At 72.8% G+C, this 23,837-nt stretch carries 26 protein-coding genes; 6 read left to right on the top strand and 20 right to left on the bottom strand.

Going from position 1 to position 23,837, the window contains the following annotated elements; translation table 11 throughout:
* Positions 1–12: 12 nt before the first annotated feature.
* The gene (locus ACZ7CD_RS21665; protein ID WP_470379569.1) at positions 13–600 is read right to left on the bottom strand and encodes an SMI1/KNR4 family protein; all 588 of its coding nucleotides are present in this window, start codon (positions 598–600) and stop codon (positions 13–15) included.
* Positions 597–1,346 carry a phosphotransferase gene (locus ACZ7CD_RS21670; RefSeq protein WP_470379570.1) on the bottom strand — a complete coding sequence of 250 codons (750 nt, stop codon included), beginning with the start codon at positions 1,344–1,346 and terminating at the stop codon, positions 597–599. Before ACZ7CD_RS21670 ends, ACZ7CD_RS21665 begins: the two co-directional genes overlap by 4 nt.
* 32 nt (positions 1,347–1,378) lie before the next feature.
* Between ACZ7CD_RS21670 and ACZ7CD_RS21675 the strand changes: the two genes are divergently transcribed.
* The gene (locus ACZ7CD_RS21675) at positions 1,379–2,395 is read left to right on the top strand and encodes a hypothetical protein (protein ID WP_470379571.1); all 1,017 of its coding nucleotides are present in this window, start codon (positions 1,379–1,381) and stop codon (positions 2,393–2,395) included.
* Here ACZ7CD_RS21675 and ACZ7CD_RS21680 read toward each other — a convergent pair.
* Positions 2,385–3,743, bottom strand: coding sequence for an IucA/IucC family protein (locus ACZ7CD_RS21680; RefSeq protein ID WP_470379572.1), 1,359 nt, complete (start codon positions 3,741–3,743; stop codon positions 2,385–2,387). The two genes, ACZ7CD_RS21675 and ACZ7CD_RS21680, sit on opposite strands and share 11 nt — an antisense overlap.
* 17 nt (positions 3,744–3,760) lie before the next feature.
* Between ACZ7CD_RS21680 and ACZ7CD_RS21685 the strand changes: the two genes are divergently transcribed.
* The 3 genes from ACZ7CD_RS21685 (at position 3,761) to ACZ7CD_RS21695 (ending at position 7,285) form a co-directional block, all read left to right on the top strand.
* Positions 3,761–5,224: an IucA/IucC family protein gene (locus ACZ7CD_RS21685; protein ID WP_470379573.1), complete on the top strand. Its 1,464-nt coding sequence runs from the start codon at positions 3,761–3,763 to the stop codon at positions 5,222–5,224.
* Between the two features lie 68 nt (positions 5,225–5,292).
* Positions 5,293–6,636 carry a TrkH family potassium uptake protein gene (locus ACZ7CD_RS21690; protein ID WP_360391945.1) on the top strand — a complete coding sequence of 448 codons (1,344 nt, stop codon included), beginning with the start codon at positions 5,293–5,295 and terminating at the stop codon, positions 6,634–6,636.
* Positions 6,626–7,285 (top strand): potassium channel family protein, encoded by a 660-nt coding sequence (locus tag ACZ7CD_RS21695; protein ID WP_360391942.1) that lies wholly within the window; start codon positions 6,626–6,628, stop codon positions 7,283–7,285. The genes ACZ7CD_RS21690 and ACZ7CD_RS21695 overlap by 11 nt, the downstream gene beginning before the upstream one ends.
* On the opposite strand, the gene ACZ7CD_RS21700 is transcribed toward ACZ7CD_RS21695, so the two are convergent.
* The 9 genes from ACZ7CD_RS21700 to ACZ7CD_RS21740 all read right to left on the bottom strand — a co-directional run bounded on the left by ACZ7CD_RS21700 (position 7,286) and on the right by ACZ7CD_RS21740 (position 11,209).
* Positions 7,286–7,828: an alkaline shock response membrane anchor protein AmaP gene (locus ACZ7CD_RS21700; RefSeq protein WP_458431088.1), complete on the bottom strand. Its 543-nt coding sequence runs from the start codon at positions 7,826–7,828 to the stop codon at positions 7,286–7,288.
* Positions 7,825–8,343, bottom strand: coding sequence for a DUF6286 domain-containing protein (locus tag ACZ7CD_RS21705; protein WP_360391936.1), 519 nt, complete (start codon positions 8,341–8,343; stop codon positions 7,825–7,827). The genes ACZ7CD_RS21700 and ACZ7CD_RS21705 overlap by 4 nt, the downstream gene beginning before the upstream one ends.
* A complete protein-coding gene (locus ACZ7CD_RS21710) occupies positions 8,340–8,660 on the bottom strand; it encodes an Asp23/Gls24 family envelope stress response protein (RefSeq protein ID WP_360391933.1) in 321 nt (106 codons plus the stop codon). Before ACZ7CD_RS21710 ends, ACZ7CD_RS21705 begins: the two co-directional genes overlap by 4 nt.
* 4 nt (positions 8,661–8,664) lie before the next feature.
* Positions 8,665–8,841: a hypothetical protein gene (locus tag ACZ7CD_RS21715; RefSeq protein ID WP_093600157.1), complete on the bottom strand. Its 177-nt coding sequence runs from the start codon at positions 8,839–8,841 to the stop codon at positions 8,665–8,667.
* A gap of 68 nt (positions 8,842–8,909) precedes the next feature.
* The gene (locus ACZ7CD_RS21720; RefSeq protein WP_360391931.1) at positions 8,910–9,371 is read right to left on the bottom strand and encodes an Asp23/Gls24 family envelope stress response protein; all 462 of its coding nucleotides are present in this window, start codon (positions 9,369–9,371) and stop codon (positions 8,910–8,912) included.
* A 54-nt stretch (positions 9,372–9,425) separates the two neighbouring features.
* Complete coding sequence (locus ACZ7CD_RS21725; RefSeq protein WP_360391928.1) at positions 9,426–9,737, bottom strand: hypothetical protein; 312 nt, start codon at positions 9,735–9,737, stop codon at positions 9,426–9,428.
* Positions 9,731–10,087, bottom strand: a complete 357-nt coding sequence (locus ACZ7CD_RS21730) for an Asp23/Gls24 family envelope stress response protein (RefSeq protein WP_360391925.1) — start codon at positions 10,085–10,087, stop codon at positions 9,731–9,733. Before ACZ7CD_RS21730 ends, ACZ7CD_RS21725 begins: the two co-directional genes overlap by 7 nt.
* A 25-nt stretch (positions 10,088–10,112) precedes the next feature.
* Positions 10,113–10,661 (bottom strand): Asp23/Gls24 family envelope stress response protein, encoded by a 549-nt coding sequence (locus ACZ7CD_RS21735; protein WP_360391922.1) that lies wholly within the window; start codon positions 10,659–10,661, stop codon positions 10,113–10,115.
* Positions 10,652–11,209 (bottom strand): RNA polymerase sigma factor, encoded by a 558-nt coding sequence (locus ACZ7CD_RS21740; protein WP_360391920.1) that lies wholly within the window; start codon positions 11,207–11,209, stop codon positions 10,652–10,654. The genes ACZ7CD_RS21735 and ACZ7CD_RS21740 overlap by 10 nt, the downstream gene beginning before the upstream one ends.
* A 178-nt stretch (positions 11,210–11,387) precedes the next feature.
* Here ACZ7CD_RS21740 and ACZ7CD_RS21745 point away from each other — a divergent pair, with 178 nt between their 5' ends.
* Entirely contained in the window at positions 11,388–12,644 is a 1,257-nt protein-coding gene (locus tag ACZ7CD_RS21745; RefSeq protein ID WP_470379574.1) for a mannosyltransferase, read from the top strand.
* Here the strand turns inward: ACZ7CD_RS21745 and ACZ7CD_RS21750 are convergent.
* The 3 genes from ACZ7CD_RS21750 to ACZ7CD_RS21760 form a co-directional block, all read right to left on the bottom strand.
* Complete coding sequence (locus ACZ7CD_RS21750) at positions 12,635–13,858, bottom strand: PQQ-dependent sugar dehydrogenase (RefSeq protein ID WP_470379575.1); 1,224 nt, start codon at positions 13,856–13,858, stop codon at positions 12,635–12,637. The two genes, ACZ7CD_RS21745 and ACZ7CD_RS21750, sit on opposite strands and share 10 nt — an antisense overlap.
* A gap of 142 nt (positions 13,859–14,000) precedes the next feature.
* A complete protein-coding gene (locus ACZ7CD_RS21755; protein ID WP_470379576.1) occupies positions 14,001–14,927 on the bottom strand; it encodes an aldo/keto reductase in 927 nt (308 codons plus the stop codon).
* Positions 14,928–14,967: 40 nt separating this feature from the next.
* Positions 14,968–16,212, bottom strand: coding sequence for a cation:proton antiporter (locus ACZ7CD_RS21760; protein WP_470379577.1), 1,245 nt, complete (start codon positions 16,210–16,212; stop codon positions 14,968–14,970).
* A gap of 317 nt (positions 16,213–16,529) precedes the next feature.
* Here ACZ7CD_RS21760 and ACZ7CD_RS21765 point away from each other — a divergent pair, with 317 nt between their 5' ends.
* On the top strand, positions 16,530–17,714 hold the full coding sequence (locus ACZ7CD_RS21765) for a Cmx/CmrA family chloramphenicol efflux MFS transporter (RefSeq protein WP_360391878.1): 1,185 nt from the start codon (positions 16,530–16,532) through the stop codon (positions 17,712–17,714).
* Between the two features lie 41 nt (positions 17,715–17,755).
* Here the strand turns inward: ACZ7CD_RS21765 and ACZ7CD_RS21770 are convergent, their stop codons facing one another.
* Genes ACZ7CD_RS21770 through ACZ7CD_RS21790 form a run of 5 tightly spaced genes read right to left on the bottom strand, consistent with a single transcriptional unit; the run spans position 17,756 to position 23,824 of the window.
* A complete protein-coding gene (locus ACZ7CD_RS21770) occupies positions 17,756–18,979 on the bottom strand; it encodes a 3-deoxy-7-phosphoheptulonate synthase (protein WP_360391875.1) in 1,224 nt (407 codons plus the stop codon).
* Complete coding sequence (locus ACZ7CD_RS21775) at positions 18,976–19,278, bottom strand: chorismate mutase family protein (protein WP_360391872.1); 303 nt, start codon at positions 19,276–19,278, stop codon at positions 18,976–18,978. Before ACZ7CD_RS21775 ends, ACZ7CD_RS21770 begins: the two co-directional genes overlap by 4 nt.
* The gene (locus ACZ7CD_RS21780) at positions 19,275–20,162 is read right to left on the bottom strand and encodes a prephenate dehydrogenase/arogenate dehydrogenase family protein (protein WP_360391869.1); all 888 of its coding nucleotides are present in this window, start codon (positions 20,160–20,162) and stop codon (positions 19,275–19,277) included. Before ACZ7CD_RS21780 ends, ACZ7CD_RS21775 begins: the two co-directional genes overlap by 4 nt.
* Positions 20,159–22,204 (bottom strand): aminodeoxychorismate synthase component I, encoded by a 2,046-nt coding sequence (gene pabB / locus ACZ7CD_RS21785; RefSeq protein WP_360391866.1) that lies wholly within the window; start codon positions 22,202–22,204, stop codon positions 20,159–20,161. The genes ACZ7CD_RS21780 and pabB overlap by 4 nt, the downstream gene beginning before the upstream one ends.
* A 30-nt stretch (positions 22,205–22,234) precedes the next feature.
* Entirely contained in the window at positions 22,235–23,824 is a 1,590-nt protein-coding gene (locus tag ACZ7CD_RS21790; RefSeq protein WP_470370978.1) for an MBL fold metallo-hydrolase, read from the bottom strand.
* Positions 23,825–23,837 lie beyond the last annotated feature (13 nt).

The following is a 23,837-nucleotide window of genomic DNA, read 5'->3' on the forward strand; positions in this document are numbered from 1 at the left end:
CCGCCCGAGTGGCTAGTGCCAGAAGATCCCGCCGTTCTCGACCCTCGCGCCGGGCAGCGCGGCCGCGGTGTGCTCCAGCAGCGCCGCGGTCGACGGGTACGTGTTGACGCCGTCGAACGCCGGGATCGACTGCGGGTCCAGCTGCCCGACCGCACCGCACCGGTCACCCGGCCGCAGCTCCACGACGAGGGCGCAGCCGGTGTCGTCGAGCGCGATCGGCAGCCACGCCGGGTTCCACCCCCAGAACAGGTCCTCCTCGCCCTCCTCGACCTCGGACCAGTCCTCGTCGTCCTCATCGGAGAAGTCGTCGATCTCGTCGGCCTGGCGCCGGGCGAGCTCACCGGTCCGCCGCCGCCAGTCCTCGACCGCCCAGTCCAGCGGCAGCGGTATCCACCGCCGCGGCACCAGGAAGCTCGCCGGCCGCATGGACGTGCCGTCGTGCCGCAGCCACGACTCCACCAGGTCCGCGGGGAACCGGTGCCCGACCTCCTCCTCGGCGGCCGCGATGGCGGCGGCGGTCGCGGGCGGCCTCAGCACGTGCGCGACACCGTTGGCGCGGCACCAGTCCTCGATGCGGTCCCAGGACGTCGACACGGTCATCCCGTGATCATGCTCGGCATCGTCGCACGCACGTACTCGGCGTCGCGCAGGTACAACCGGTCGTGCCCGTCGGCGATGTGGCGCGCGAACGCCCGGTCACCCGCGTCCGCCCGCGCGTGCATGAGCTCGACGAGCGCGGTGAGCCGTTCGGCGACCGCGGCCACCAGCCCCGAGCGGTCCGCCAGCCCGTAGGCGTTGCAGAACCTCGCCGCCCTGGCCGCCTGCCGCGCAGCGGTGCCGAACCCGTCGTGGTTGTCCGGGTGGGTGAGCGGCGCCCACCGGTACACCGCGTACGCCACGTCCCACAGCCGCGGCGCCGGGTGCGCGGTGTCGAAGTCGATCAGCGCGACCGCCGTCGTGCCGTCCAGCACGCAGTTGTAGGGCGCGAAGTCGCCGTGGCAGACCACTTCCGCAGGCTCTCGCACGGGCATCATCCAGCCGGTGCGGTGGTCGTAGCCGGCCGTGGCGTCGTGGTAGGACCGCAGCAGCCGTGCGGCGCTGACGAGTGCCTCCTCCGACCGCGCGGCGGGGGAGAGCGGGTAGTTGCAGACCTCGCCCGGGAAGAACGTGAGGACCTCGCGGCCCTCCTCGTCGACGCCGTGGAAGTCCGGCGCGCCCGTGAAACCGCGCTCACGCAGGTGCCGCAGCAGCCCGTGCACGCGCGGCGACCACGGGCCGACCGGGCGGCGCACCGTCTGACCGACGCGATAGACGTCGTTGATCCCTCCGCCTGTCAACCGTTCCACCGAACCACCCCGTCCGTGACACCATCACGCCCATGCCTGCACAGTGGCTCGCGGTCCGCGCCCACCTGCTCGAACACCGGCACGCCCTCGCGGTCAAGGCCGCCGCGGAGTACCCGGACGTGCCGAAGGTGGCCGGGACCCCGCTGCTCACCGCCGCCCACTGGACGCCGGCGCAACCGGTGCCGCTGCACGATCTCACGCTGGAGCTCAAGCAGGCCAACGAGTTCCGGCTCACGGCCGGTGGGCTGCCGGAGGGCTTCCGCAGCTACTCCGAGGCGATGGCGGCACTGGCGGCGCCCGCGGTGTTCGAGAACCGGCCGACCTACCGGCTGCTCGGCTTCACCGGCCGGCACCTCACGTTCGGCATCGGGTCGTACTTCGACGGCATCGACGTGGGCGAGGCGTGCGCGCACGAGTACGCGGCGCGCGAGCTCGGGCACACCGACGCGATGCCGTTGCGCGCCGCGGTCGGCGACCCGTGCGACCCGTCCCGGCGGCCGGTGAACGTCGCGATCAGCACGCTGACCATCCGGCACGACCGGGCCACCGGCGCGGCGACGTTCTTCCTGCACTGGCGGGACCCGCGCAAGGTCGGGCACGCGGGCGGGCTGTACCAGGTGCTGCCGGTCGGGGTGTTCCAGGCCGCCACCGACCCGGTGAACGACTTCTCGTTGTGGCGCTGCATGGTCCGCGAGTTCGCCGAGGAGCTGCTCGGCGCCCCCGAGGAGTACGCGGGCCCGGTCGACTACGACGGCTGGCCGTTCGCGCGGCGGCTGGCCGAGGCCCGCGTCTGGTACCTCGGAACGGGCGTGGACCCGTTGACGTTCGCGACGGACGTGCTCACGGTCGCGGTGTTCGACGCGGCGCTGTTCGACGAGCTGTTCGGGGACCTGGTGGCGCACAACGACGAGGGCCGCGTGCTGGCCGGTCTCGGCTTCACCGCCGAGAACGTCGAGCGGTTCGTCCACGACGAACCGACGCAGGCGGCGGGTGCGGCCCTGCTGGCGCTCGCGTGGCAACACCGGGAGACGCTGCTCGTCAGCGCCTGAACGGGTTGGGCAGGTGCGCCCACTCCTTCGTCGCTGGGTCGAGCCGCATCAGCGTGAGCGGTTTCGCGGGAATCGGGTCGTGCAGCAACGCGTGCCGGTCCGGCGTGTCCGGTACGGCGTCCGCGACGACCCGCCAGAGCTCGTCCGCCGGTGCCTCCAGCGCACCGACGAGCCCGGTCAGCGCGGTGGCGAAGAACGTGGCGAACGTCTTGGCGCGCAGCGCCTCCCGGTCGGCGTGCAGCCGGTGCGGCAGCTCCGGCCTGGGGCTGACCCGGATGTCCGCGAGGTCGCGGTAGACCAGCCGCCGCGGTCGCCCGTCCACGAGCCCGACCAGCAGGTTCTGCTCGTGCGCCTCCAGCGCCACACCCCTGGCCAGCAACGTCATGAGCGGCGGCACCGCCAGCGCGGCGAACTCCGCGAGCCACTCGACCGGGTCGCCGAGCCCGCGGATCGGCGGCTGTCCGCCGTCGACCGGGCGAGCCGTGAGCGCGGCGAGCGGCAGCAACGTCTCACCCCCGTGCACCACCGGCCGGTCCCGCAGGATCACGCCGAGCTCGCGGTCGGGTTGCCCGTCCACCAGCACCGCCGCGGCGGCCCGGTTGCGCTGCAGCTCGATGCCCTCGACCGTGCGCTCCAGGAACTCCGACACCTCGGTCGCGGTGACGATCGAGCCCGCCGAGATGTCCCGCACGGCCGAGGTGAGCTGCGCGCTCAGCGTCGTCTTCACGTGCCAGTCGCCCGCCGACAACGTCCGCAGGGCCATCAACGGGTGCGCGTCGAGCGTTCCGATCGAGTGAACTTCCTTACGTCCGGCCTGCCACGGGTGCACCGGCAGCAGGACCGCCCGGCCGTCCCGCAGCTCGTCCGGCCAGTCCCCGAACACCACGTGGTCCTCGGCCGGGTGCAGCCGCAACGCCACGACGGGCCGGTGCTCCGGCCCGTACGCGAGGTGGTCCGCGGCGGTGAACCCGGTCCGGTTGCGGCAGCACGGGTGCAGCGGGTGCCCGTCCACGACGCTCTGCTCGTGCTCCTCCAGCGACCGCCGCAGGAACGGCGTGGCCAGCGGTTTCGCCGTCCGCGCCAACGCCAGCCCCGCCACGCTGTGCGCGACCTCCCCGGCGAGCCGCTCACTGCCCGGCCACTGCCGCACGACGTCGGCGGGGTGCCCGGTGAGCCGCTCGACCGGCGGCACCGGCTCGACCGCGACCGCCCGCAGGAGCCGGGCGAGCACCGCCTCCCGCGCACCCGGCAGCCCGGTGAGGAACCGCTCGGCCCGCTCACCGTCCAGAGCGGCGGCGAATTCCGCCTCGACCTGCGTCTGCGTGAGAATGACGTGATCCTGACACATCGCCAGAGGGAACACAGGTGGAAGCGAACTCCGACCCCGACGGCATCACCGCGACCGCGTTGCTGAACTGCCTGCGCCGCGAGGTCGCCGAGGTGACCACCACCGCGGACCACCTCGTCCTCCGCCTCCCGCACACCGGCGCCGTGCTCCGCGCGCGGACCGGCCGCTGGCCGTCGTCCCCCGAGCTCCACTCCGGCACCTGGCACCCCATCACCTGGCACGAGCTGGCCGCCCTGGTCGTGAAGGAGCTCGGCAGCGCCCCCGTCGGCTTCCTCGACGAGATCGCCGCCTCCCACTCCGCGATCGCCGCGATCCTCGCCGCCCGCGGCACCCCGCCCTCGGACCTCTACCAGCGCTCCGAACAGGCCCTCGTCGCCGGCCACCGCTACCACCCGGCCCCGAAGAGCCGCGGCACCCTCCCCGCCGCCGCCTGGCTGCCGTACGCACCGGAGACCCACGCGGAGTTCCGGTTGTCCGTGCTGACCGGCGACTTCGTGGACGCCGGCGAGGTGGACCTGCCACCCGGCACCCTCCCGGCCCACCCCCTGCAGCTCTCCCTGCTGGGCCTGCCCGCGGGGGCCGACGGCCCACCGGTCTGGCCGACCTCCTCCGTCCGCACGGTGTACGACCCGGCGGCCGACCTGTTCTACAAGTTCAGCCTCGACATCCAGATCACCAACGACGTCCGCCGCCTCTGGACCTACGACCTGCACTGGATCCCACCCCTGGCCGACGTGCTGAAACCGGTGTTCGCCGACATCGCCGCCACCCACCCCGGCACGGCCTTCCTGCTGGACCACGGCTACCGCACGTCCCCGGCGCACTTCGAGGGCCTGGCCGTGGTCGTCCGCGACGGCATCCGCCGCCACACCCGCCCCGGCGTGACCCCGCTGCTGGCAGCGGGCCTCGCCGAGGGCTTCCCCGGCAACCCGCTCGACGCGCTGACCGACCCCGCCGCCTGGTTCCGCGCGTACGTCGAGGCGGTCGTGCCCCCGGTCCTGCACGCGTTCTTCGCGCACGGCGTGGTGATGGAGAGCCACATGCAGAACGTCCTGGTGGGCGTGGACGCGACCGGTGTGCCCGTCCAGGTGTTCTACCGCGACCACGAGGGCATGCGCCTGCTGCCGTCGCACTCCGCGCTGCTGTCCGCAGTGGACGGTGACGTGCTCGGCGCCCGCGGCGTGTCCGAGGCGAAGGGGTGGGAACGGCTGCAGTACTGCCTGATCGTCAACCACCTGGTGGAGATCGCCGGGGCGGTGCACGCGCGCCACCCCGGGGCCGACCTCTGGTCCGAGGCCCGCGCGGTGTTCGCCGCCTGCGCCGACGCCCACGGGTCACCACCGCAGCTGGTGTCGTTGCTGGAGAGCCCGGTCGTGCCGGCGAAGGCGAACCTGCTGCTGCGGTGGACCCGTGCGGAAGGGGCGGCGAGCCGGTACGTCGACTGCCCGAACCCGCTGCGCAGCACTTCGGTCCCGTCGTGAACGCGCACGGCTGACCCACCCGGGACGCTCGTGATCCGCACCCCCGGGACACCGCCTAGGCTGACCCGGTGATCTCCGGCCCGGTCATGTCCGGCTGGCGGCACCCCGCCCGCCTCGTCGTCCTCGCCTTCCTGGCCGCCACCGCCGTCGGGACGGTCCTGTTCCTGCTCCCCGTCGCCGCCGAGCCCGGCCGCACGACCTCCCCGCTGACCGCCCTGTTCACCGCGGTCTCCGGCATCACCGGCACGGGCCTGGCCGTGGTCGACACGGAGTCGCACTGGTCCACGTTCGGCGAGGTCACGCTGCTGGTGCTGTGCCAGGTCGGCGGCTTCGGCATCATGACCATGGCCTCGGTGCTGGCGTTGCTCGTGTCGCACCGGCTGGGGCTGCACATGCAGCTCACGGTGAAGACCGAGACGAACACGCTCAACCTCGGCCACGTCCGCCGGGTCATCGCGGGTGTGATCACGATCAGCCTGGTGGTCGAGGCGATCGGCGCGGTCGTGCTCGGCCTGCGGTTCTGGCTCGGCTACGGCATGTCGCCGCAGCGGGCCGCGTACGAGGGCGCGTTCCACTCGGTGTCGGCGTTCAACAGCGTCGGGCTCGCGCTCTACCCGGACAACCTCGTGCGGTTCGCGACGGACCCGTGGATCTGCCTCACGATCGTGGCGGTCGCCGTCACCGGCGGGCTCGGGTTCCCGGTGCTCTTCGAGGTCCTGCGCGGCCGGCGGCGGCGCCGGTGGTCGCTGCACACCAAGATCACCGTTCCCGTCTACCTCGGACTGATCGCGGCCGGCACGGCGGTGGTCCTGCTCGTCGAGTGGGGCAGGGCCGGCACGCTCGGGCCCTACGGCGTCGCCGACAAGCTGCTCATCGGCCTGTTCCACGGCGCCATGCCGGGCACCGCGGGGTTCAACACCATCGACATCGCCCAGCTGCAGCCGGCCACGATGCTGGTGCACGACGTGCTGATGTTCATCGGCGGCGGCAGCGCGGGCACGACGGGCGGCATCAAGGTCACCACGTTCGCCCTGCTCGCGTTCGTGCTGCTGGCCGAGGTGCGGGCCGAGCCGAGCGTGCACGTCATGGGCCGCAGGATCAGCGCGGAGGTCCAGCGCCAGGCCGTCACGGTCGCGCTGCTGGGCGTGGGCGTCGTGATCACGGCGACGCTGGTCCTGCTCGCCACCACCTCGTTCCGGCTCGACGACGTGCTGTTCGAGACGTCGTCGGCGTTCGGCGGGGTGGGCATGTCGACCGGGATCACGGCCGAGCTGCCGCCCGTGGCGCAGCTGGTGATCATCGTGCTGATGTTCGCCGGGCGGGTCGGGTCGATCACACTGGTGTCGGCGCTCGCGTTGCGCGAACGCCGGCGGCGCTACGAGCTACCCGAGGAGCGACCCATTGTCGGATAGGACATCCCGCGTCGTCGTGATCGGGCTGGGGCGGTTCGGCAGCTCGCTCGCGCTCGAGCTCGTCTCGCAGGGCGTCGAGGTCATGGCGGTCGACTCGGACGCCGCGCTGATCCAGCGGCACGCCGACAACCTCACCCACGCCGTCGTCGCCGACAGCACCGACGCCGAGGTCATGAGGCAGCTCGGGGTCGACGAGTTCGGGCGCGCGGTCGTGGGCATCGGCACGAACCTCGAAGCCAGCATCCTCACCGCCGCCGTCCTCGTGGACTTCGGCATCCCCACGATCTGGGCGAAGGCGATCAGCCACGAGCACCGCCGCATCCTCGAACGGATCGGCGTCCACCACGTCGTGCTGCCCGAGCACGAGATGGGGGAGCGGGTGGCGCACATGGTCACCGGGCGGATGCTCGACTTCATCGAGTTCGAGGACGACTACGCCATGGTCAAGCTGCGGCCGCCGCAGGACGTGGTCGGCCAGGCGCTGGGCAGGAGCAAGCTGCGGGCCAAGTACGACGTCACCGTCATCGGCGTCAAACGGGCAGGGGAGGGCTTCACCTACGCCACCGCCGAGACCGTGGTCCAGCCCGGCGACGTGCTCATCGTCGCCGGGAAGACCACGGACGTCGAACGGCTGGCCGACCAGGTCTGATCAGGACACCCGCGCCGCCGCGGCGGACGAGCCGGCCAGGCGGAACTCGACGGTCGCGGTGAGACCGGGCGACTCCAGCGCCTCCCGCAGCCGCGGCACGCCCTCGGAGTCGATGCGGCGCCGGATCTCCCGCAGGTCCGCGTCGGCGTGCGCGCGCACCACCAGGGCGAGCCGGGGCGCGGTGTGCGGACCGGTCAACGCGGCCTCCACCTTGCGCACACCGGGGTAGCCGCTGATCTCCTCGGCCAGCGGCGCCACCGCGACCCCGGTCGACATCCGCGTCGACCCGTCGTCACCGGACCAGCGCCACGTCGTCGCCGGCGTGCGGGGCACCTGCGCCACCAGCCACCGCGCGCACAGCAACCCGAGGACGACGGCCACCGCGGCGACCACCACGAGCACCCACGGCGGCGGCAGCTGCGTGCCCGGTACCAGCGGCGCCTGCGCGGACAGACCGGGGAAGCGGCCGAAGTGCGCGGCACCCGCGGCACCGCCCGCGGCCAGCAGCACCAGGCCGCACAGGAAGAGCAGCACACGGTTCACGACGCACCCCTGGAAGCCTTGACCCGCACCACGACCCGCGGTGTGCGGGCGAGCTCGATCTCCGCCAGCCGGCGCCGCACCGACTCGCGCACGACGTCGGCGAGGCCCTCGGTGTTGGTGCGCCGGGTGTGCACGGAGGCCTTCACCCGGCTGCGCCCCACCGTGACGGCCGCCGACTCGACGCCGTCCACCCGCGCGGCGGCCCGCACCGCGTTGCGCAGACCCCGGCGCGACACCGACGTGCGCTCGTCCAGCGGCGCCGTCCGCGACCGTCCCGGCACGACCGCCGCCAGCACCAGCAGCAACCCGGCCACGGCCGCCACGGCAGCCGCGACCAGCACCTCCCGCGCGTCCCACCGCGTCCCGTTCAGGTACTCGGCCACGGCCGGGTAGGACACGAGCGGTGGTTCGCCCAGCGCGAGCTGGACCGCGCACACGGCGACCAGCACGCACGCGGCGAGCAGCACCAGCGCGACCAGGACCGCCGGCAGCGACCGGCGTGACCGGCGGGTCATCGCACCCTCCCGCTCACCTCGGCCGCCGTCCGCAGCACCGCTACCGACACGTCCACGACGGACACCGCCAGACCGGTGAGCAGCTCAACCCGTTCGGCCAGGTGCGCGCGGACGGCAGCGGTCGTCGCCGGCACCGGTGCGGGGTAGTGCAGGTCGAGCCGCACGTCGAGCGCGGCCACCCCGCCGGTCACGTGCGCGCTGGCGGTGGCACCGGCGACACCGGTCACCTCGTGCGCGGCACGGGTCGCGATCCGGCCGACCGCGCGCTCGGCCACCGTCGTGAGGCCGCGCTGCGGCGCGGCGAGCGTGGTCGTCATCGGCTCAGTCCCTGTCCCTGCCGAGCAGCTGCGCCAGGTCGAGCTTGCCCTCGGCCACGCGGCCGGCGACCAGGCCGAGCGCGCCGAACACCAGCACGAGCAGGAAGGCGCTGAAGCCGCCGAACGCCGCCGCGAGGCCCAGAGCCAGCCCCGTCAGCAGTCCCAGTGCGGTCGTGCTCACTGCCATTCTCCTTTGCCACGAAGGGAAACCCGCCGCCCCGCCCCCGACGGAGAGGCGGCGGGCCTGGCTCACTGGACCCGGCCGGTGCCGGTCTCGGGCTCCGTGCCGTCGTCCTCGGCCGGCATGTGCACGTCGTTGACGTTGATGTTGACCTCGACCACGTCGAGGCCGGTGATCTGCTCGATCGCGGCGATCACGTTGCCGCGCACCGACTTCGCGAGGTCCGCGATCGGCACGCCGTAGTCGACGACGAGCTCCAGGTCCACGGCGGCCTGCCGCTCGCCGACCTCGACGGACACGCCCTGGCCGGCGCTGGCCGTGGCACCCGGGATCCGCTCGCGCAGCGCGCTCAACGCCCGCGTGGCACCGCCGCCGAGCGCGTGCACGCCCTTGATCTCCCGCGCCGCGAGGCCCGCGACCTTCTGCACCACCACTTCCGAGATGGTGGTCGAGCCCCGGTCACTGGAAAGCCTGCCGGCCGGGGCGAGCGCCGTGCTGTTCTTCTCCGAGGTCTGCGTGGTCATCGTCATTCCTTCCTCCGAAGCACCGTCGACACCTTGTACGACAACGTCATCCGGACATCGTCACGGCCTGATCGGGTGATCGGGGCCACCCGGTGCGAGCGCGTCTCCGTCCACATCGGTCACAACGAGGCGCAGCCGCGCCGACTCCCACCGCGTGCCGGTGAGAACCGCGCGCAGCACGACCCCCGCCTCGGCCAGCAGCGCGGGCAGCGGCAGCCGCGTCGCCACGACCCGCACGCACACCAGGTCGTCGGCCACGTCCACCGCGAGCCCGTCGACGTCCCACGGCACGCGCACCGACAGCACCGGAGTCGACGGCCGCAGCCCGTCGACCTTGCGCAGCGCCTTGAGCAGTTCCTCCGCGATCAGCACGCGACGTCCACCACCGTCACCAGGACCGAGGCCACCTCGACACCGGTGAGCCGCGGCACCGCCGCGCGCACCGACCGCTGCACCGCCCGCGCCACCGCGGCGGCCTGGTCCTCACCCGAGATCACCACGTCCACCTCCAGCAGCACCGCCGCGTCCGCGTACCGCACCCGGACGCCTTCGACCGGCGCCGGGGTGAGCCCCTTCACCTGCTGGCGGGCACTGCGGACGACGGAGCCGACGAGCCCCGCCACCCCCGGCTGCACCCGCACCCCCGGCACGCGTTCGGCCGCGTGCACCGCCACCGCGGCCACCACCGGTGCCGCCACGACCGTTTCGAGAACTTCGAGCACCCCGCTCACCCTTCGAGCACCCCGCTCACCCTTCGAGCACGTCGGACACGACGAGGTCCAGCCGCGCGAGCCGCACGCCGATGCGCGCCGTGGCCGCCGCGATCACCCGTTCCCGCACCACGTCGAACGTCTGCGCGGAGGTGTGCCCGGCCACGATCGCGATGCCGAGCTCCACCTCGATCACCGGGTCGGACTCGCTCGACTCCACCGCCTCGCGGACGCGGCACCCGCGGGCGCGCACGCCGTCGACGCCGTCCGCCGCGAACCGCAGCACCGCCGCGATGGCCTGGGTGCTGATCCGCGCCGGGTCGGCCCCCGCGCTCGGCAACGGCAGCACCTCACCGCGCCGCGCGTCCGCCCGCACCGCCGACATCACCCTGCTGACCAGGTCGGACGGTGGCTCGACGCGATCGCGCGCCATCTCCTCCGTCGCCGCCCGCAGCACCAGCAGGCTCTCCCGCACCGCCGAGCAGTGCGGGCAGCGGCGCGTGTGCTCGTCGGCGACCTCGATCGCCTCCCAGACCTGCTCCACGTCCCGCCCGCACGGCAGGGCGTAGTCCGCCGTCACCTCCACGGCGCCATCACCTCCGCCAGTTGTGCCCGCGCACGCGCGAGTCTTCCGCGCACCGCCTGCTGCGTGGTGCCGATGGCCTCGGCGATCTCGTCGTACGACCGCCCGTGCACCTCCCGCAGCACCCAGCACGCGCGCTGTTCCGGAGTCAGCCCGCGCAACGCCACGGCCAACGCGTCCATCTGCGCGCTCACCTCCACCGCCCGGTCGGGCCGCTCCCGCGGCGCCGCCGACGGCTGCTCGTCGAGTTCCACGTCGGCCACCGGCCTGCGCTGCCGCAGGACGTTCAAGCACCTGTTGGTGGCCGTGCGGTAGAGCCAGCCGACGAACGCGCCGTCGTCCTTGAGCTGCCCGAGCCTGCGCCACGCGGTGAGGAACACGTCCTGCACCACGTCCTCCGCATCACCCGCGCTGCCCACCACCCGCAACGCCAGCCGGTACATCTGCCCCTGGTAGCGGCGCACCAGCAGCTCGTAGGCGCGCATGTCGCCGTCCCGGGACCGCGCCACCAGCGTGGCATCGTCGAGTGCGGCGGCGGCCTCGACGCTCATGGCTGCTCCCACCTGTTCGTCCGTGTCACTCCCTAGGACACCTTCGGCCGTGAAACGTCACGCGGTTCTCCCACCGCAGGTAAACCACCGGTTCGTGCTACAGGCGGGCCCCACGACACCATGGACCCGCGCCCGGCTGTCACCGCGGCGGCCGGCTGCTGTGTCGTGGGAGGTACGGGTGAGTGAACGGTTCCGCGTCGTCGAGGCCCGGGTGCTGCGGTTCGCGCCGCTGGTGCTCGGGCTGTCGCTGGCGGGCTACGCCTGGCGGCTGACGTTCCCCGCGAGCTGGGGGATGATCGACCTCAGGGTGTACTGGAGCCTCGCGCCGAACGTGCTGACCGACCGGCTGTACGCGCTCACCATGCCGTTCACGGCGGACTTCCCGCTGCCGTTCACCTACCCGCCGTTCGGGGCGGTGGTGTTCCTGCCGCTGTCGGCGCTGCCGTGGCTCGCGGCACGGGTCGTCTGGCAGCTGCTGTCGCTGCTGTGCCTGTGGTGGATCGTGCGCACGACGTTGCGCCTGCTGTCCGCGAAGACCACCCACGACCCGCGGCGCGCGCTGCTGTGGACGGGGCTCGCACTGTGGTGTGAGCCGGTGCGCAAGACCCTCGACTTCGGGCAGATCAACCTCGTGCTGGTCGCCTTCGTGTTCGCCGCGATGGTCGCCGCGCGGAGCTCGGTGGCCGGCCTGAGCGTCGGGATCGGCGCCGGGCTCAAGCTGACACCCGCGATCTCCGGGCTGTACTTCCTGGTCACCCGCCGGTGGGCGGCCGCGGCCTGGTCGTTCGCGGGCTTCGCGCTGACCGTGGCCGCCGGGTTCGCCGTGTCCGCGGCCGACTCGTGGCGCTACTGGTTCGAGCTGCTCGGCGCGGCCGACCGCGTGGGCCCGGTGGGGTCCGCGATCAACCAGTCGCTGCGCGGCGCCCTGTCCCGCTCGCTCGGCCACGACGTCGGGATGTCCTGGCCGTGGCTGCTCGCGGTGGCCGTGTCCGCGGTGCTGACCGGTCTCGCGCTGCGCTCGGCCGTGCGCGCCTCGGACACCTTGGCCGCGGTGCTCGCCGTGCAGCTGTTCGGCCTGCTGGTCTCGCCGATCTCGTGGAGCCACCACTGGCTGTGGGCGATCCCGGTGGTGCTGTGGCTCGTGCACGGCGTCACCGGCCGCGCAGCCTGGTGGCTCGCCGGCGCGTGGGTCGTCGTGACCGGCTCGGACGTCATCACGTTCCTGATCGACCAGCAGCCGTCGATCTGGGAGGTCCCGCGGCCCTGGCCGCTGGCCGCGCTCGGCTGGGCGTACCCCGCGCTCGGCCTGCTGACCCTCGCCGCGACCCCGGCCCTGGTCGCGACGGGGGTCAGCGGGCCGACCGGATCCGAACGGGCAGGGCGTCCGTCAGGACCGTCCCGGCGTGGTCAACGCACGCCGGGACTTCAGCGCTGACCCGGCTGGACCAGTTCGAACCGGACCCGGCTGAGCCCTCCCGGCAGGTCGCTGAGCACGTACAGCTCACCGTGCACGTCGGTGCCGATCGCGCTCGGCTGGGTGGGGAAGTTGCCGATCGTGGCGGTGTCGTAGCCGCCGTCGGACCTGGGGCGCACGGCGAACACGCGGGTCGAGCAGTAGTCGCTCGCCACGTAGGTCCCCCGTGCCTGCGGGGTCCGCGAACCCCGGTACACCACGCCGCCGGTCACCGAGCAGTTGTCGTTGTAGTGGTCGTACTCGAAGACCGGGTCGGTGTACCGGACGCCCGGCTTGCACTGCCCCTGGTCGAACACCGGGGTGCCTTCCCGGCAGGACCAGCCGAGGTTCGCCCCGCCCTGCCACGGGCGGATGTGGTTGACCTCCTCCACCAGGCCCTGGCCGACGTCACCGATCCACAGCGAGCCGTCCACGGGGTCGACGGAGAACCGCCACGGGTTGCGCAGCCCGTAGAGCCAGATCTCCGGCCGCGCGCCTCGCACGCCGACGAACGGGTTGTTGCGGGGCACGCAGTAGGGCTGCGCCCCGCAGGTGCGGTTGACGTCGATCCGCACGATCTTGCCGAGGAGGGTGCCGAGGTCCTGACCGGACTTGAACGGGTCGTCGGCGTGGCCGCCGTCGCCCGTCGACCAGTAGAGGTACCCGTCACGGCCGAAGGCGACCTGTCCGCCGTTGTGGTTGCCGTACTCGGCGTGCGCCTGGGTGAGCAGCACCTGCAACCGGTCCGGGGCGCCGAGGGGCACGCGGGCCAGGGTGAGCGCGCCGGCCGGCAGGCTCGTGTAGGCCACGTAGAGGAGTCCGGTCCGCGCGAAGTCCGGCGCGGGAGTGATGCCCAGGAGGCCGCGCTCGTTGTCCGACGTGTCGATGCGGGCGGTCAGGTCGAGCACCGGCTCGGCCGCCAAGCCGGTGTCCGGGTGGTAGGCGCGGACGGTGCCGTCCTTCTCGGCGATCAGCATCCGCCCGTCCGGCAGCCCGGTGATCGCGATCGGACGCCGCAGACCGGACGCCACCCGTTCGGACACCACGGTCAACTGGGTGAGTGGCACCGCGCGGGTGCGGTACGTCTCGGCTGCGGCGGTGCCGGCCGCCGGCGACGAGGGTGACGGGAACGCGGACGAGGCCAGGATGAGCAGGCCGGCCAGCAGGGCGGACCGGCGACAACGCCGTCGCGACATGGTTCGGCTCCTCGAGCAGGGTGTGGAGGACACGTTCTGGGAGCGCTCCCAATCTACCGCGCCCTCCCGGCCGCATCGAGCCGCCGTCCTGACGCCTCCGGTCGCAGAAGGAGTACAGGACCGGCCGCCTCCACCGCCCTGGTCACGACGACCGGCCGGCCTCCAGGGCCTCGACCGCGCGGTCGGACAACGGCGTGTGCACCGCTCGCCACGCCGATTCCAGCTGAGCGGGCGTGGAACAGCCGACGATCGGCAGGACGGCGGCCGGACGGCGAACCATCCAGGCGAGCACCGCCTGCCCGGCGTCGAGGTCGTGCTCCGCCGCGACGTCGTCCAGCACGGACAACGCGGCCGCGATGCCCGGCCGGAGGTAGGGGGCCGGGAGGGGGCGGTCCTGGCGGGTGTACGCGCCGCCGAGCAGCACGGAGTGCGCCACGGGGAGGACGCGGCCCGCGCTCGCGGCCGCGAGCACCTCGTCGTCCAGCAGCACGTGCGGGGCCGGGTCGTGGCCGGGATCGGGCTGGAGGTAGGTGAAGCGGTTCTGCACCGCCGCGTAGCGCGGTCCCGGTAGTGCCAGTGCCGCCGACAGGCGGGCGGCGGACGTGTTGCTGCAGGCGATGGCCCGGGTGAGACCCCGCGCGACCAGGTCCTGCAGTGCCCCGACCGTCTCCTCCAGTGCGACCGAGCGGTCGTCGACATGGGCGTACACGAGGTCGACGTGGTCGGTGCGCAGCCGCCGCAGGCTCGCCTCGACCTGCGCCGTGACCGCCGGTGCGCTCAGCCCGAGCGCGGTGGACAGGTCGCCGCCGGGGTGGGACGGACGGGCACCGGCCTTCGTGGCCAGCGTGACGCGGTCCCTGCGCCGTCGGCTCACCAGCCAGTCGCCGATGCAGTTCTCCGACTCGTCGCCGGTGGCGCCGGGGTGCCAGAACGCGTAGTTGTTCGCCGTGTCCACAAAGGATGCGCCGAGCTCGATCGCGTGGTCCAGCAGAACATGCGCTTGTGCGGCGGGCACGCGGGTGCCGAAGTACATCGTGCCGACGGCCAGGGGTGGGAGCGGGGAGTCCAAGAGGGAAAAGGAACTGGTCACGGTGAGTTCTCCTGGTGGGTCAGGACTTCGTCGCCGGCAGGAAGCGGTCCGGAGGGCTGACGCGCGTGCGCGGGTGGACCAGGCTCAGCAGCGGGCCGGTCATCGCCGTGGTCACCACCGCCATGACGACCATCAGCGAGTACAGCGAGGCGTCCAGCAGCCCGGTCTCCAGGCCGACGCCCAGGATGATCAGCTCGGTGAGGCCGCGGGTGTTCATCAGGACGGCGAGCGTGCGGGCGTGCCGGACGTCCTGGCCGCACGCGCGGGCGCCGAGATAGGCGCCGAAGAACTTGCCGGCGATCGCGACGAGCAGGATCAGCGCGAGCTCGCCGGCGCCACTCAGGTCCACTGTGGACAGATTGACCCCCAGGCCCGCCACCGCGAAGTACACCGGCAGCAGCACCGAGCCCAGCGGGTCCACCCGGCCGATGACCTCCTCGCGCAGCCTCTCCGTTCCGGCACGCGGGACGACCGCGCCCGCGAAGAACGCCCCGAAGATGAAGTGCAGCCCCAGCCACTCGGTCACCCCGCCGGACACCACCGCGAACACCACGACACCGGCGAGCGCACCCGCGGGCAGGGCCCGGCCGGTGCGCTGGTGCGCGGCCGCCAGCCGTGCCAGCACCGGACGCACGACGAACAGCATGACCAGGACGTACGGCACGACGAGCACGGTCTGCCAGGCGCTCCGGCCCGCGGCGAAGGTCAGCGTCGCGGCCAGCAGGCACCACGCCACCACGTCACCGATCGCCGCGGCCGCGATGGCCAGCCCTCCCACGTTCGTGCGGTGCAGGCCGCGCTCCACCAGGATGCGCGCCAGCACCGGGAACGCGGTGATGGACATCGCCGCGCCGAAGAAGAGGACGAACGCCAGGAGCGGTCCCCGGTGCTCGTGGTCGCCGGCCAGGTGCAGTGCCAGCAGGCACCCCAGGCCGAACGGCAGCGCGATGGCCCCCACGGCCACACCGGTGGCGGCACCACCCTTGCCGCGCAACAGCTTCTGGTCGAGCTCCAGCCCGATGACGAACATGAACACCGCGACGCCGACGCTGGCCAGCGCGGTCAGGCCGGGCCGGACGTCCGCGGGGAAGAGCGCGGCGGGAACGGCGCCGCTGAACAGCGTCGGGCCGAGCAGCACACCCGCGACGATCTCGCCGACCACGGCGGGCTGCCCGAGCCGCTTGGCCAGCGCGCCCAGCAGTTGGGCGGCCACCAGGACCACCGCCAGCGCGAACAGGAACAGGAGCGTGTTCAGTGGGGTCATGGGGGAGTCACTCCGGGATCGGTCGTCGGTCGTTCGGGTGGAAGCGGTTGGACAACGCGGGAACGGCGTTGGTATGTTGACCGGCGTGTCCAGCCCAGAGGCTTCCAGTAGGTAGCCACCGGACCTCTCCGGTGGCGTTCGTCGCTGTCGCGCTCTTCCGGCGCTGACGCACGTGGACCTCGCCCTTGTCCGGGCTTTCCGGTCCCAGCCACCGCATCGAGATCACCCACACCCCGGATTCGTTCCGGGGCGCTGCCGTGCGCGCACCGCGCACCGCCGGCTGACACCTCTTCTCTTGCGGTTCCAGGAGTTCTGAAATGCCTCTTGCCGTGTACGTCCTCGCTTTGGCGGTCTTCGCCATGGGGATGTCCGAGTTCATGCTGTCCGGGCTCGTGCCCGACATCGCCGTCGAGCTGGGCGTGTCGATCCCCGCCTCGGGTTCGCTGATCTCCGCCTTCGCCGTCGGCATGATCGTCGGCGCGCCCGTGGTGGCGATGCTGAGCCTGCGCTGGCCGCGCCGCACCTCGTTGCTGGCGTTCCTCGTCGTCTTCCTGCTGATGCACGTCGTCGGCGCACTCACCGACAGCTTCTCGGTCCTGCTCGTCACCAGGGTCGTCGCCGCCCTCGCCAACGCCGGCTTCCTCGCCGTGGGCATCGCCGCCGCGGCCTCGATGGTCGACGACAAGACCAAGGGCAAGGCGACCGCGGTCCTGGTCAGCGGCGTGACCATCGCGTGCATCGCGGGCGTGCCCGCGGGCGCGTACATGGGTGAGCTGTGGGGCTGGCGTTCCGCGTTCTGGGCGGTCGCGGTGCTGTCCGTGCCGCCGGTGTTCGCCATCCTGCGGTCGGTTCCGGGCACCGCGCCCGATCCCAACGCCCCGAGCGCACTGCACGAGCTGCGTGCGCTGCGCACGCCACGCCTGATCATCGTGCTGGTGCTGGGCGCTCTCGTGAACGGCGCGACCTTCTGCTCGTTCACGTACCTCGCCCCAGTCGTCACCGACGTCGCGGGCATGTCGCCGAGCTGGGTGCCGCTCGCGTTGCTGTTGTTCGGCCTCGGCTCGTTCGCCGGTGTCACGCTCGGCGGCAAGTTCGCCGACAGCAACCCGACGGGCCTGCTGTCGGTCGGTGCCGTCGCGCTGCTCGCCGGCTGGCTCGTGTTCGCGGCCACGGCGGGCAACCCGGTCGTGGCGCTCGTGTTCATGTTCATCCAGGGCACGCTCTCGTTCGCGGTCGGCTCGACGCTGATCTCCCAGGCCCTCTACTCCGCCGCCGGCGCTCCGACCCTCGCGGGTGGTTTCGCCACCGCGGCGCTCAACGTGGGCGCCGCGGTGGGACCCGTGCTGGGAGGTGCGGCCATCAGCGCGGGCGCGGGCTTCCGCTCTCCGCTGCTGGTCAGCGCCGCACTGGTGGTCGCGGCCCTGCTGGTCGGCGGTGCCGGGCTGCTGGCCGCGCGCACCAGGGCCGGCGCCGGACAGCGCGCCGAGGTGCAGGCGGTGTGATCCCGGCTCAGGGGGTCGCCCGCGGGTGACCCCCTGAGCGTTCACCCGGTCCAGGCCAGCCGGTCGAGGAAGTGGGCGATCAGCGCCACCGACTGCTCCGGGTTGAGCCGCGGGTCGCAGGTCGACCGGTAGTCCGGGAAGGACGGTTCGTCGTCCGTTCCGGACACGCACTCGGTCACCGGGTCCGGCGTCAGTTCGAGGTGCAACCCGGCGGGGCGGAGTCCGTACCCGGCGACGACCCGCACGAACGACGTCACCTCTGCCCGCATCGCCGCCATCAGCCGGGTCTTGACCCCGCGCAGCTTGAGCCCGTTGCCGTGCATGGGATCGCACAGCCACACCACCGGCGTGCCCCTCCTGGCGACCGCCGCGACCACGGCGGGCAGCAGCTCGTCGACCTGCTCCGCTCCGTAGCGCAGGATCAGGCTCAACCGGCCGGGAACACCGTCCGGGTTGAGGTGCCGGGTCAGCGCCACGACGTCGTCCGGTGTCGCGGTGGGACCGATCTTGACCCCCAGCGGGTTCCGCACCCCTGCCGCGAGCGCCAGGTGGGCGCCCCCGATCTCCCTCGTGCGCTCGCCGATCCAGCCGAAGTGCGTACCCGCGCTGTACGCACCACGTACGCCGTCACGCACCAATGGCCGCTCGTAGGGCATCAGCAGCATCTCGTGCGCGGTGTAGACGCGTTCCTCCAACGGCTTTCCCCACCAGGCCCGCCGCACCTCGCGCAGCACGACCTGCGAGCAGTCGTAGGCGGTGCGCAGCCGGCGCGGGTCGGGTACCCGCAGCAACGGGTCCGGTTCCGGGTCGTTCACGGCGTCACCGCAGTAGCTGGCCATCAGCCCGGTCTCGAACGGGTCGGGTTCGAACGGTGAGGACCGGGGTTTGCCGTACTGCCCCGCCAGCCTGCCCACCGCCACGCCCGCGAGCCCGCTGCCCGCCCGCATCATCGCGGCGAGCCCCTGCAGGTGGTCGACCTTGCGCCGCACCAGTTCGGGCACGGCCTCGTGGAACCGCTCCGCGCAGTCACCGCCCTGCAGCACGAGCGCGGCGCCCTCGGCGACCAGGGCCATGCCGAGGGCGAGGTCGACCACCTCGTCCTCGGTCGTGAGACCGGGCAGTCCGGCCAGCTCGGCTTCAACCCCGTCCACGGCGTCCTGGTCCGGCCAGACGGGTTGCTGCCGTGCGGTGCGTGCGGCCATCTCCGCCCGCACGAGCGCGGCCGGGGAGTCGAGGACCGGGACCAGCCGGTCGGCGGCGGTCACCTGCCGCTCCCGGCGGCCGCGGCGATCGCGACGTCCTCGACCCGGCACATCTCCTGGATGAGCAGCTCGTAGAGCCGCACCAGGAAACCGGGGTCGATCCCGTGCTCCGCGGCGTACCGGGCCGCGCGCTCCTTCACCAGCCGCACCCGGTGGGGCTGCATCATCGGGACCTCGTTGGCCGACTTGTACGCCGCGATGCGCAGGCCGCAGTCCAGCCGGCCGCGGACGATGTCGAGCAGCTCCGCGTCCAGGCGGTCCAGCTCCTCGCGCAACTGCGCAAGGCCGTCGTGTTCGGTCATCGAAGCTCCTCAGCGTGGCAGTGCATGGTCGTGAACACGTCGTGCGCGCGCCGCTCGTGCTCGGCGCACCTGTCGCCGAGCAGGGCGCGGATCTCACCGAAGGCGGCCGCGACACCGGCCTCGCCCTCCTCCACGGCGGCGGCGAACGCGCGCAGGCCGTCCGCGAGCGCCTGCCGGGCACCCGCCGCGTGCGGGTTGGCCTCCTGGACGTCCAGGTAGACCTCGGGCCGGCCGCTCGTGATGCGGGCGAGCAGGGCCAGCAGGGTCAGGTGCGGTGGCGGTGCCGTGGCGGCCAGCCGATCCGCCGGCACCCCCAGCCTGGCCAGCGCCAGCCCGAAGGACAGCACCGTCGCGTGGGTCAGCGCCTGGGTGGCGGCCGCCGTGGCGTCGTGCTCGCCGGACGTGCAGCGCACCACCCGCCCGCCCCACCGGCGCACGAGGTCGAGCAGTGCGTCGACACCCGGTCCGCCGCGTGCCACCACGGCGGCCACCGGCCGGCCCGCCATGCCCAGGTCGGGGGCGAACATGGGGTTGAGGCCCACCACCTGCACCTCGCCGGGCAGGTCGGTGAGGCGGGCGCTCAGCCGCGACTTCACCGACAGGGTGTCGGCGAGCACCGCGCCCGGTCCGAGCAGCCCGGCCAGCGGTTTCACCGCCCGCAGCGCCACCGGCTCCGGCACCGCGAGCACCACCAGGTCCGCGGCGGCGACGGCGGCGGCGACCACCGCGTCCGGTGCGGTGATGTCGCCCTGGAGGACGTCGCCGTCGCCGGGGCCGAGGTCCACCGCGGTGACGGTCACGCCGCTGTCCCTCAGAAGGGCGGCGAACAGCGCGCCGACCGCACCTCCGCCCCCGGCCACCACCGCGTGCCGCAGCGCCGTCACGCGACCTCACCCGCGACCGTGCCGGCCGAATGCGCGGCACCCGCCGCCCGGTCGAGCGCGGCGAGCAGCGCGCCCGCCTTGACCACGGTCTCGGTGAACTCCTCCTCGTGGTCGGACAGGGCCACGATGGCGCCGCCCACCCCGAACTCCGCCACCCCGGGCGTGAGCACCATGGTGCGGATGACGATGCTGAGGTTGGCCGCTCCGCTGAGCGAGAACCAGCCGAGCGCGCCGGAGTACACGCCGCGCGGACCGTCCTCCAGCCGGTCGATGATCTCCATGGTGCGCTTCTTCGGCGCACCGGTCATCGAGCCGCCGGGGAACGCCGCCCGCACGCACTCCACCGCGGTCGCACCGGGCCGCAGTGTGCCGCGGACGGTCGACACCAGCTGGTGCACCGGGGCGTAGGTCTCCACGTCGAACAGCAGCGGCACGTGCACCGACCCGACAGCGCAGACCGCGTTGAGGTCGTTGCGGACCAGGTCGACGATCATCAGGTTCTCCGCGCGGTCCTTCTCCCGGCTGAGCAGGTCGGCGCGCAGCGCGGCGTCCTCCGCGGGGGAGCCGCCGCGCGGCCGGGTGCCCTTGATCGGCTTCGACTCGACGCCGCCGTCCGCGCCCACGGTCAGGAACCGCTCGGGGGAGGCGCTGAGCACCGCCAGCTCCGGGAACTCCAGCAACGCCCCGTAGGGCACCGGGCTGATCTCCCGCAGCGCCGAGTACAGCCGGTCCGGCCGTGCGCGGGAGGGCACGGTGATCATGTTGGTCAGGCAGATCTCGTACGACTCCCCGGCCCGGATCTCGGCGAGGCAGTCCTCGATGCGGTCGTGGTAGGCGTCCTTGTCGTGGCGCGGCATCGCGACCTTGCCGAAGGAGTCCCAGTCCCGTGCCGCCAGCGCGATCGCACGCCCGCGGGCCGTCGCCGGCTTGATCGCCAGCACCCTCGCCTCGGTGTCGTCGAGCCACGCCGTGGCACCCGGCGCGGCGAGTGCCAGCAGGTAGCAGCACCCCTCCGCGTGGTCGAGCACCACCGCGCGGTCGGCGAACAGCAGTGCCGCGTCCGGATGCGCCGAGACGTGGGCCGGTTCCCCGATCGTCTCGGCCTTCAGCTCGTAGCCCAGGTAGCCGACGTAGCCGAGGTTGAACTCGAACGGCAGTCCCGGTGGAGCGGGCACCCTCCTGCGGTGCAGCTGTTCCTGGAGGTAGTCGAAGAACGGTTGCCGGACGTGGGTCGTGCGGCCGTGCGCGTCCCGCACCGTGACGGTCTGGTCGGCGACCCGGTAGGTGATGTGCTCGGCCAGCGGACCGCTGTCGTCACCGAGGAACGAGAACCGGGACAGCCCGTCGATCACCTCGCTGCTGTCCAGCCAGAACGTCGACCGCGCGCCGGCGAAGCAGGCCTCCCGCACCGACTCGCCGTCCGGCGCCACGTCGACGCGGCGCACCAGGACCTCGTGGGCGGCCCGCTCGTGGGCGAGGGCCAGCCTGCGGAAGTTGGCCAGGACCTCCCTGCCGTACTCGCTCCCGATGGACTCGGGGTGGAACTGCACCCCCCACAGCGGCCGGTGCCGGTGCCGCAGCCCCATGATCACCCCGTCGTCCGTCCACGCCGTCGCGTCGAGCTCGGCGGGCAGGTCGGTGACGGCCAGGGAGTGGTAGCGCACGGCGGTGAACGGCGAGGGCAGGCCGGCGAAGAGGTCCTCGCCGGTGTGCCGCACCTGGGACACGCGGCCGTGCATCGGTTCCGGGGCCAGTGCGACCGTGGCGCCGAACAGCTCCGCGATGCCCTGGTGCCCCAGGCACACCCCGAGCACCGGCAGGTCGCTGTCGAGCACCGCGCGGGCGCTGATGCCGAAGTCCTTCAGCCGTCCGGGACGACCGGGACCGGGGGAGACCACGATGGCGTCGAACTCGGAGAGGTCGATGTCGGACCACTCCGCGTCGTTGCGGACCACCACGGGCGGGCGGCCGGCGACCTCACCGATGTACTGGAAGAGGTTGTAGGTGAACGAGTCGTAGTTGTCGATCAGAAGAGTTCGCATGCGCTGCGCCTTGTCTCGGGCGGGAACGCGCTACCGGGTCAGGGTCCTGCGCATGTGCAGGCGCTCGGCGGCGTTGCCCTGGTTGACCACGTACTTGACCAGCAGATCGCTGTCGACGATGGCGGGGTGCTCCTCGTCGTACTCGATCGCCATGACGGTGCCGAGCCACGGTTCGAGTCCCATGGCGTAGACGTAGACCTCGCTCGGACCGAGTGCGTCCACGATGGACTTCGCCTGCTCGAAGTCCGATCCGTTGAGCCTGCGGCTCTGGTCCTCGCGCCGCGACAGCGGCTTCGGGTACAGCGGGCCGTAGATCCAGCTGGCGGCCGCACCGATGCTCTCCATGCCGATGAACACCGTGTCCACCCGGCCGACGAGCGCGACGACCTCGGCGTAGGTGGCGGGGGAGACGTTGGTCGAGTCGGCGGCGAAGAGCACCTGCCGGTCGCCCAGCCGCAGCAACCAGCCGGTCTTGCTGCGGATGCGCAGGTCCCCGTGCTCGCCCAGGAACGGCAACGCGATCGCGGTCGCGGTGCCGCACGGGCGGGCCTCCAGGTCGTCGACCTCGACCACGTCGGTGAACCCGAGCCTGCGCAGGATTCCGGCGAGCCCGGGGTCCACCAGGCTCGCGTTGGTGGAGCGGGGGACCAGCACCGTGCCGACGCGGTGGCGGATGCGCAGCAGCGTCTCGAACAGCATGTGGTCCTGGTGGTTGTGCGTGATCAGCACGTGGTCGATGCGGTCGGGCAGGTCCGCGTAGGTGAACCTGCCCTCGGTCTCACCCTCGTACCCGGTGTGGCTCAGCACCGGGTCGATGAGGAACGTGCCGCCCTCGTGGCGGATGAACACGCAGGCGTGGCCCGCGTAGTCGAGCACGTCCGGCAGGGACTGCTCGTCCCGTGGTTCCGGCACCTGCGCGAGGGTGAAGTACCCGGCGAAGCGCTGGGCCCGCTCCCCGGTGAGGCCGAGGTTCACGGTGAGCTCGTGCAGGCCCGCGTCGTCGAGGCCGCCGCGGAACACCTGGTCGAGCAGCGGCGAGTCCAGCGGCACGTCGACCAGCAGCTGCTGCGGGGTGTACTCCAGCATCGGCGTGGTGAGCGCGAACTCCCTGGCGTCCTCGGTGACGAAGGAGAACCGCACCTGCTGCAGGCTCTTGTCGTAGTACTCCGAGGCGTACATCAGCGGTTCGATGAACCGGTAGTCCGGGCTGTGGTTGTCCCGGCCGTAGAACACCTCGACCCGGCCGGCCAGTGCCGGGGGCAGCTCCCGGTAGACCGGGTCGAGGCACTGGCCGGTGTAGCGGGGCAGGATCTCGTCCTCCAGCTGCCGGATCGCCTCGAACAGCTCGTCCAGCTTCGCCCGTCGTGGTGCCGTGTCACGCCACCAGCTGACGATGGTGTCGTAGTGCTCGTGGGCGTGGACCCACGGGCCGCCGTGCATGCGGGGCTGGCGCACCGCGGCGGCGTGCACCTCGGGGGAGTCCGAATAGGACTCCATGATCGGGGTGAACCTGTTGCGGAGGAAGCGGGCCAGCGTCTGCGGCGGCAGCAGGTACGACCAGCCGTACCAGCCGGCGACCACCGGTTCGACCGCGACGTCGTCACGCAGGTAGTAGCGCATTTCGGGGCTCCGT

The sequence above is a fragment of the Lentzea sp. NPDC036949 genome (assembly GCF_055608075.1).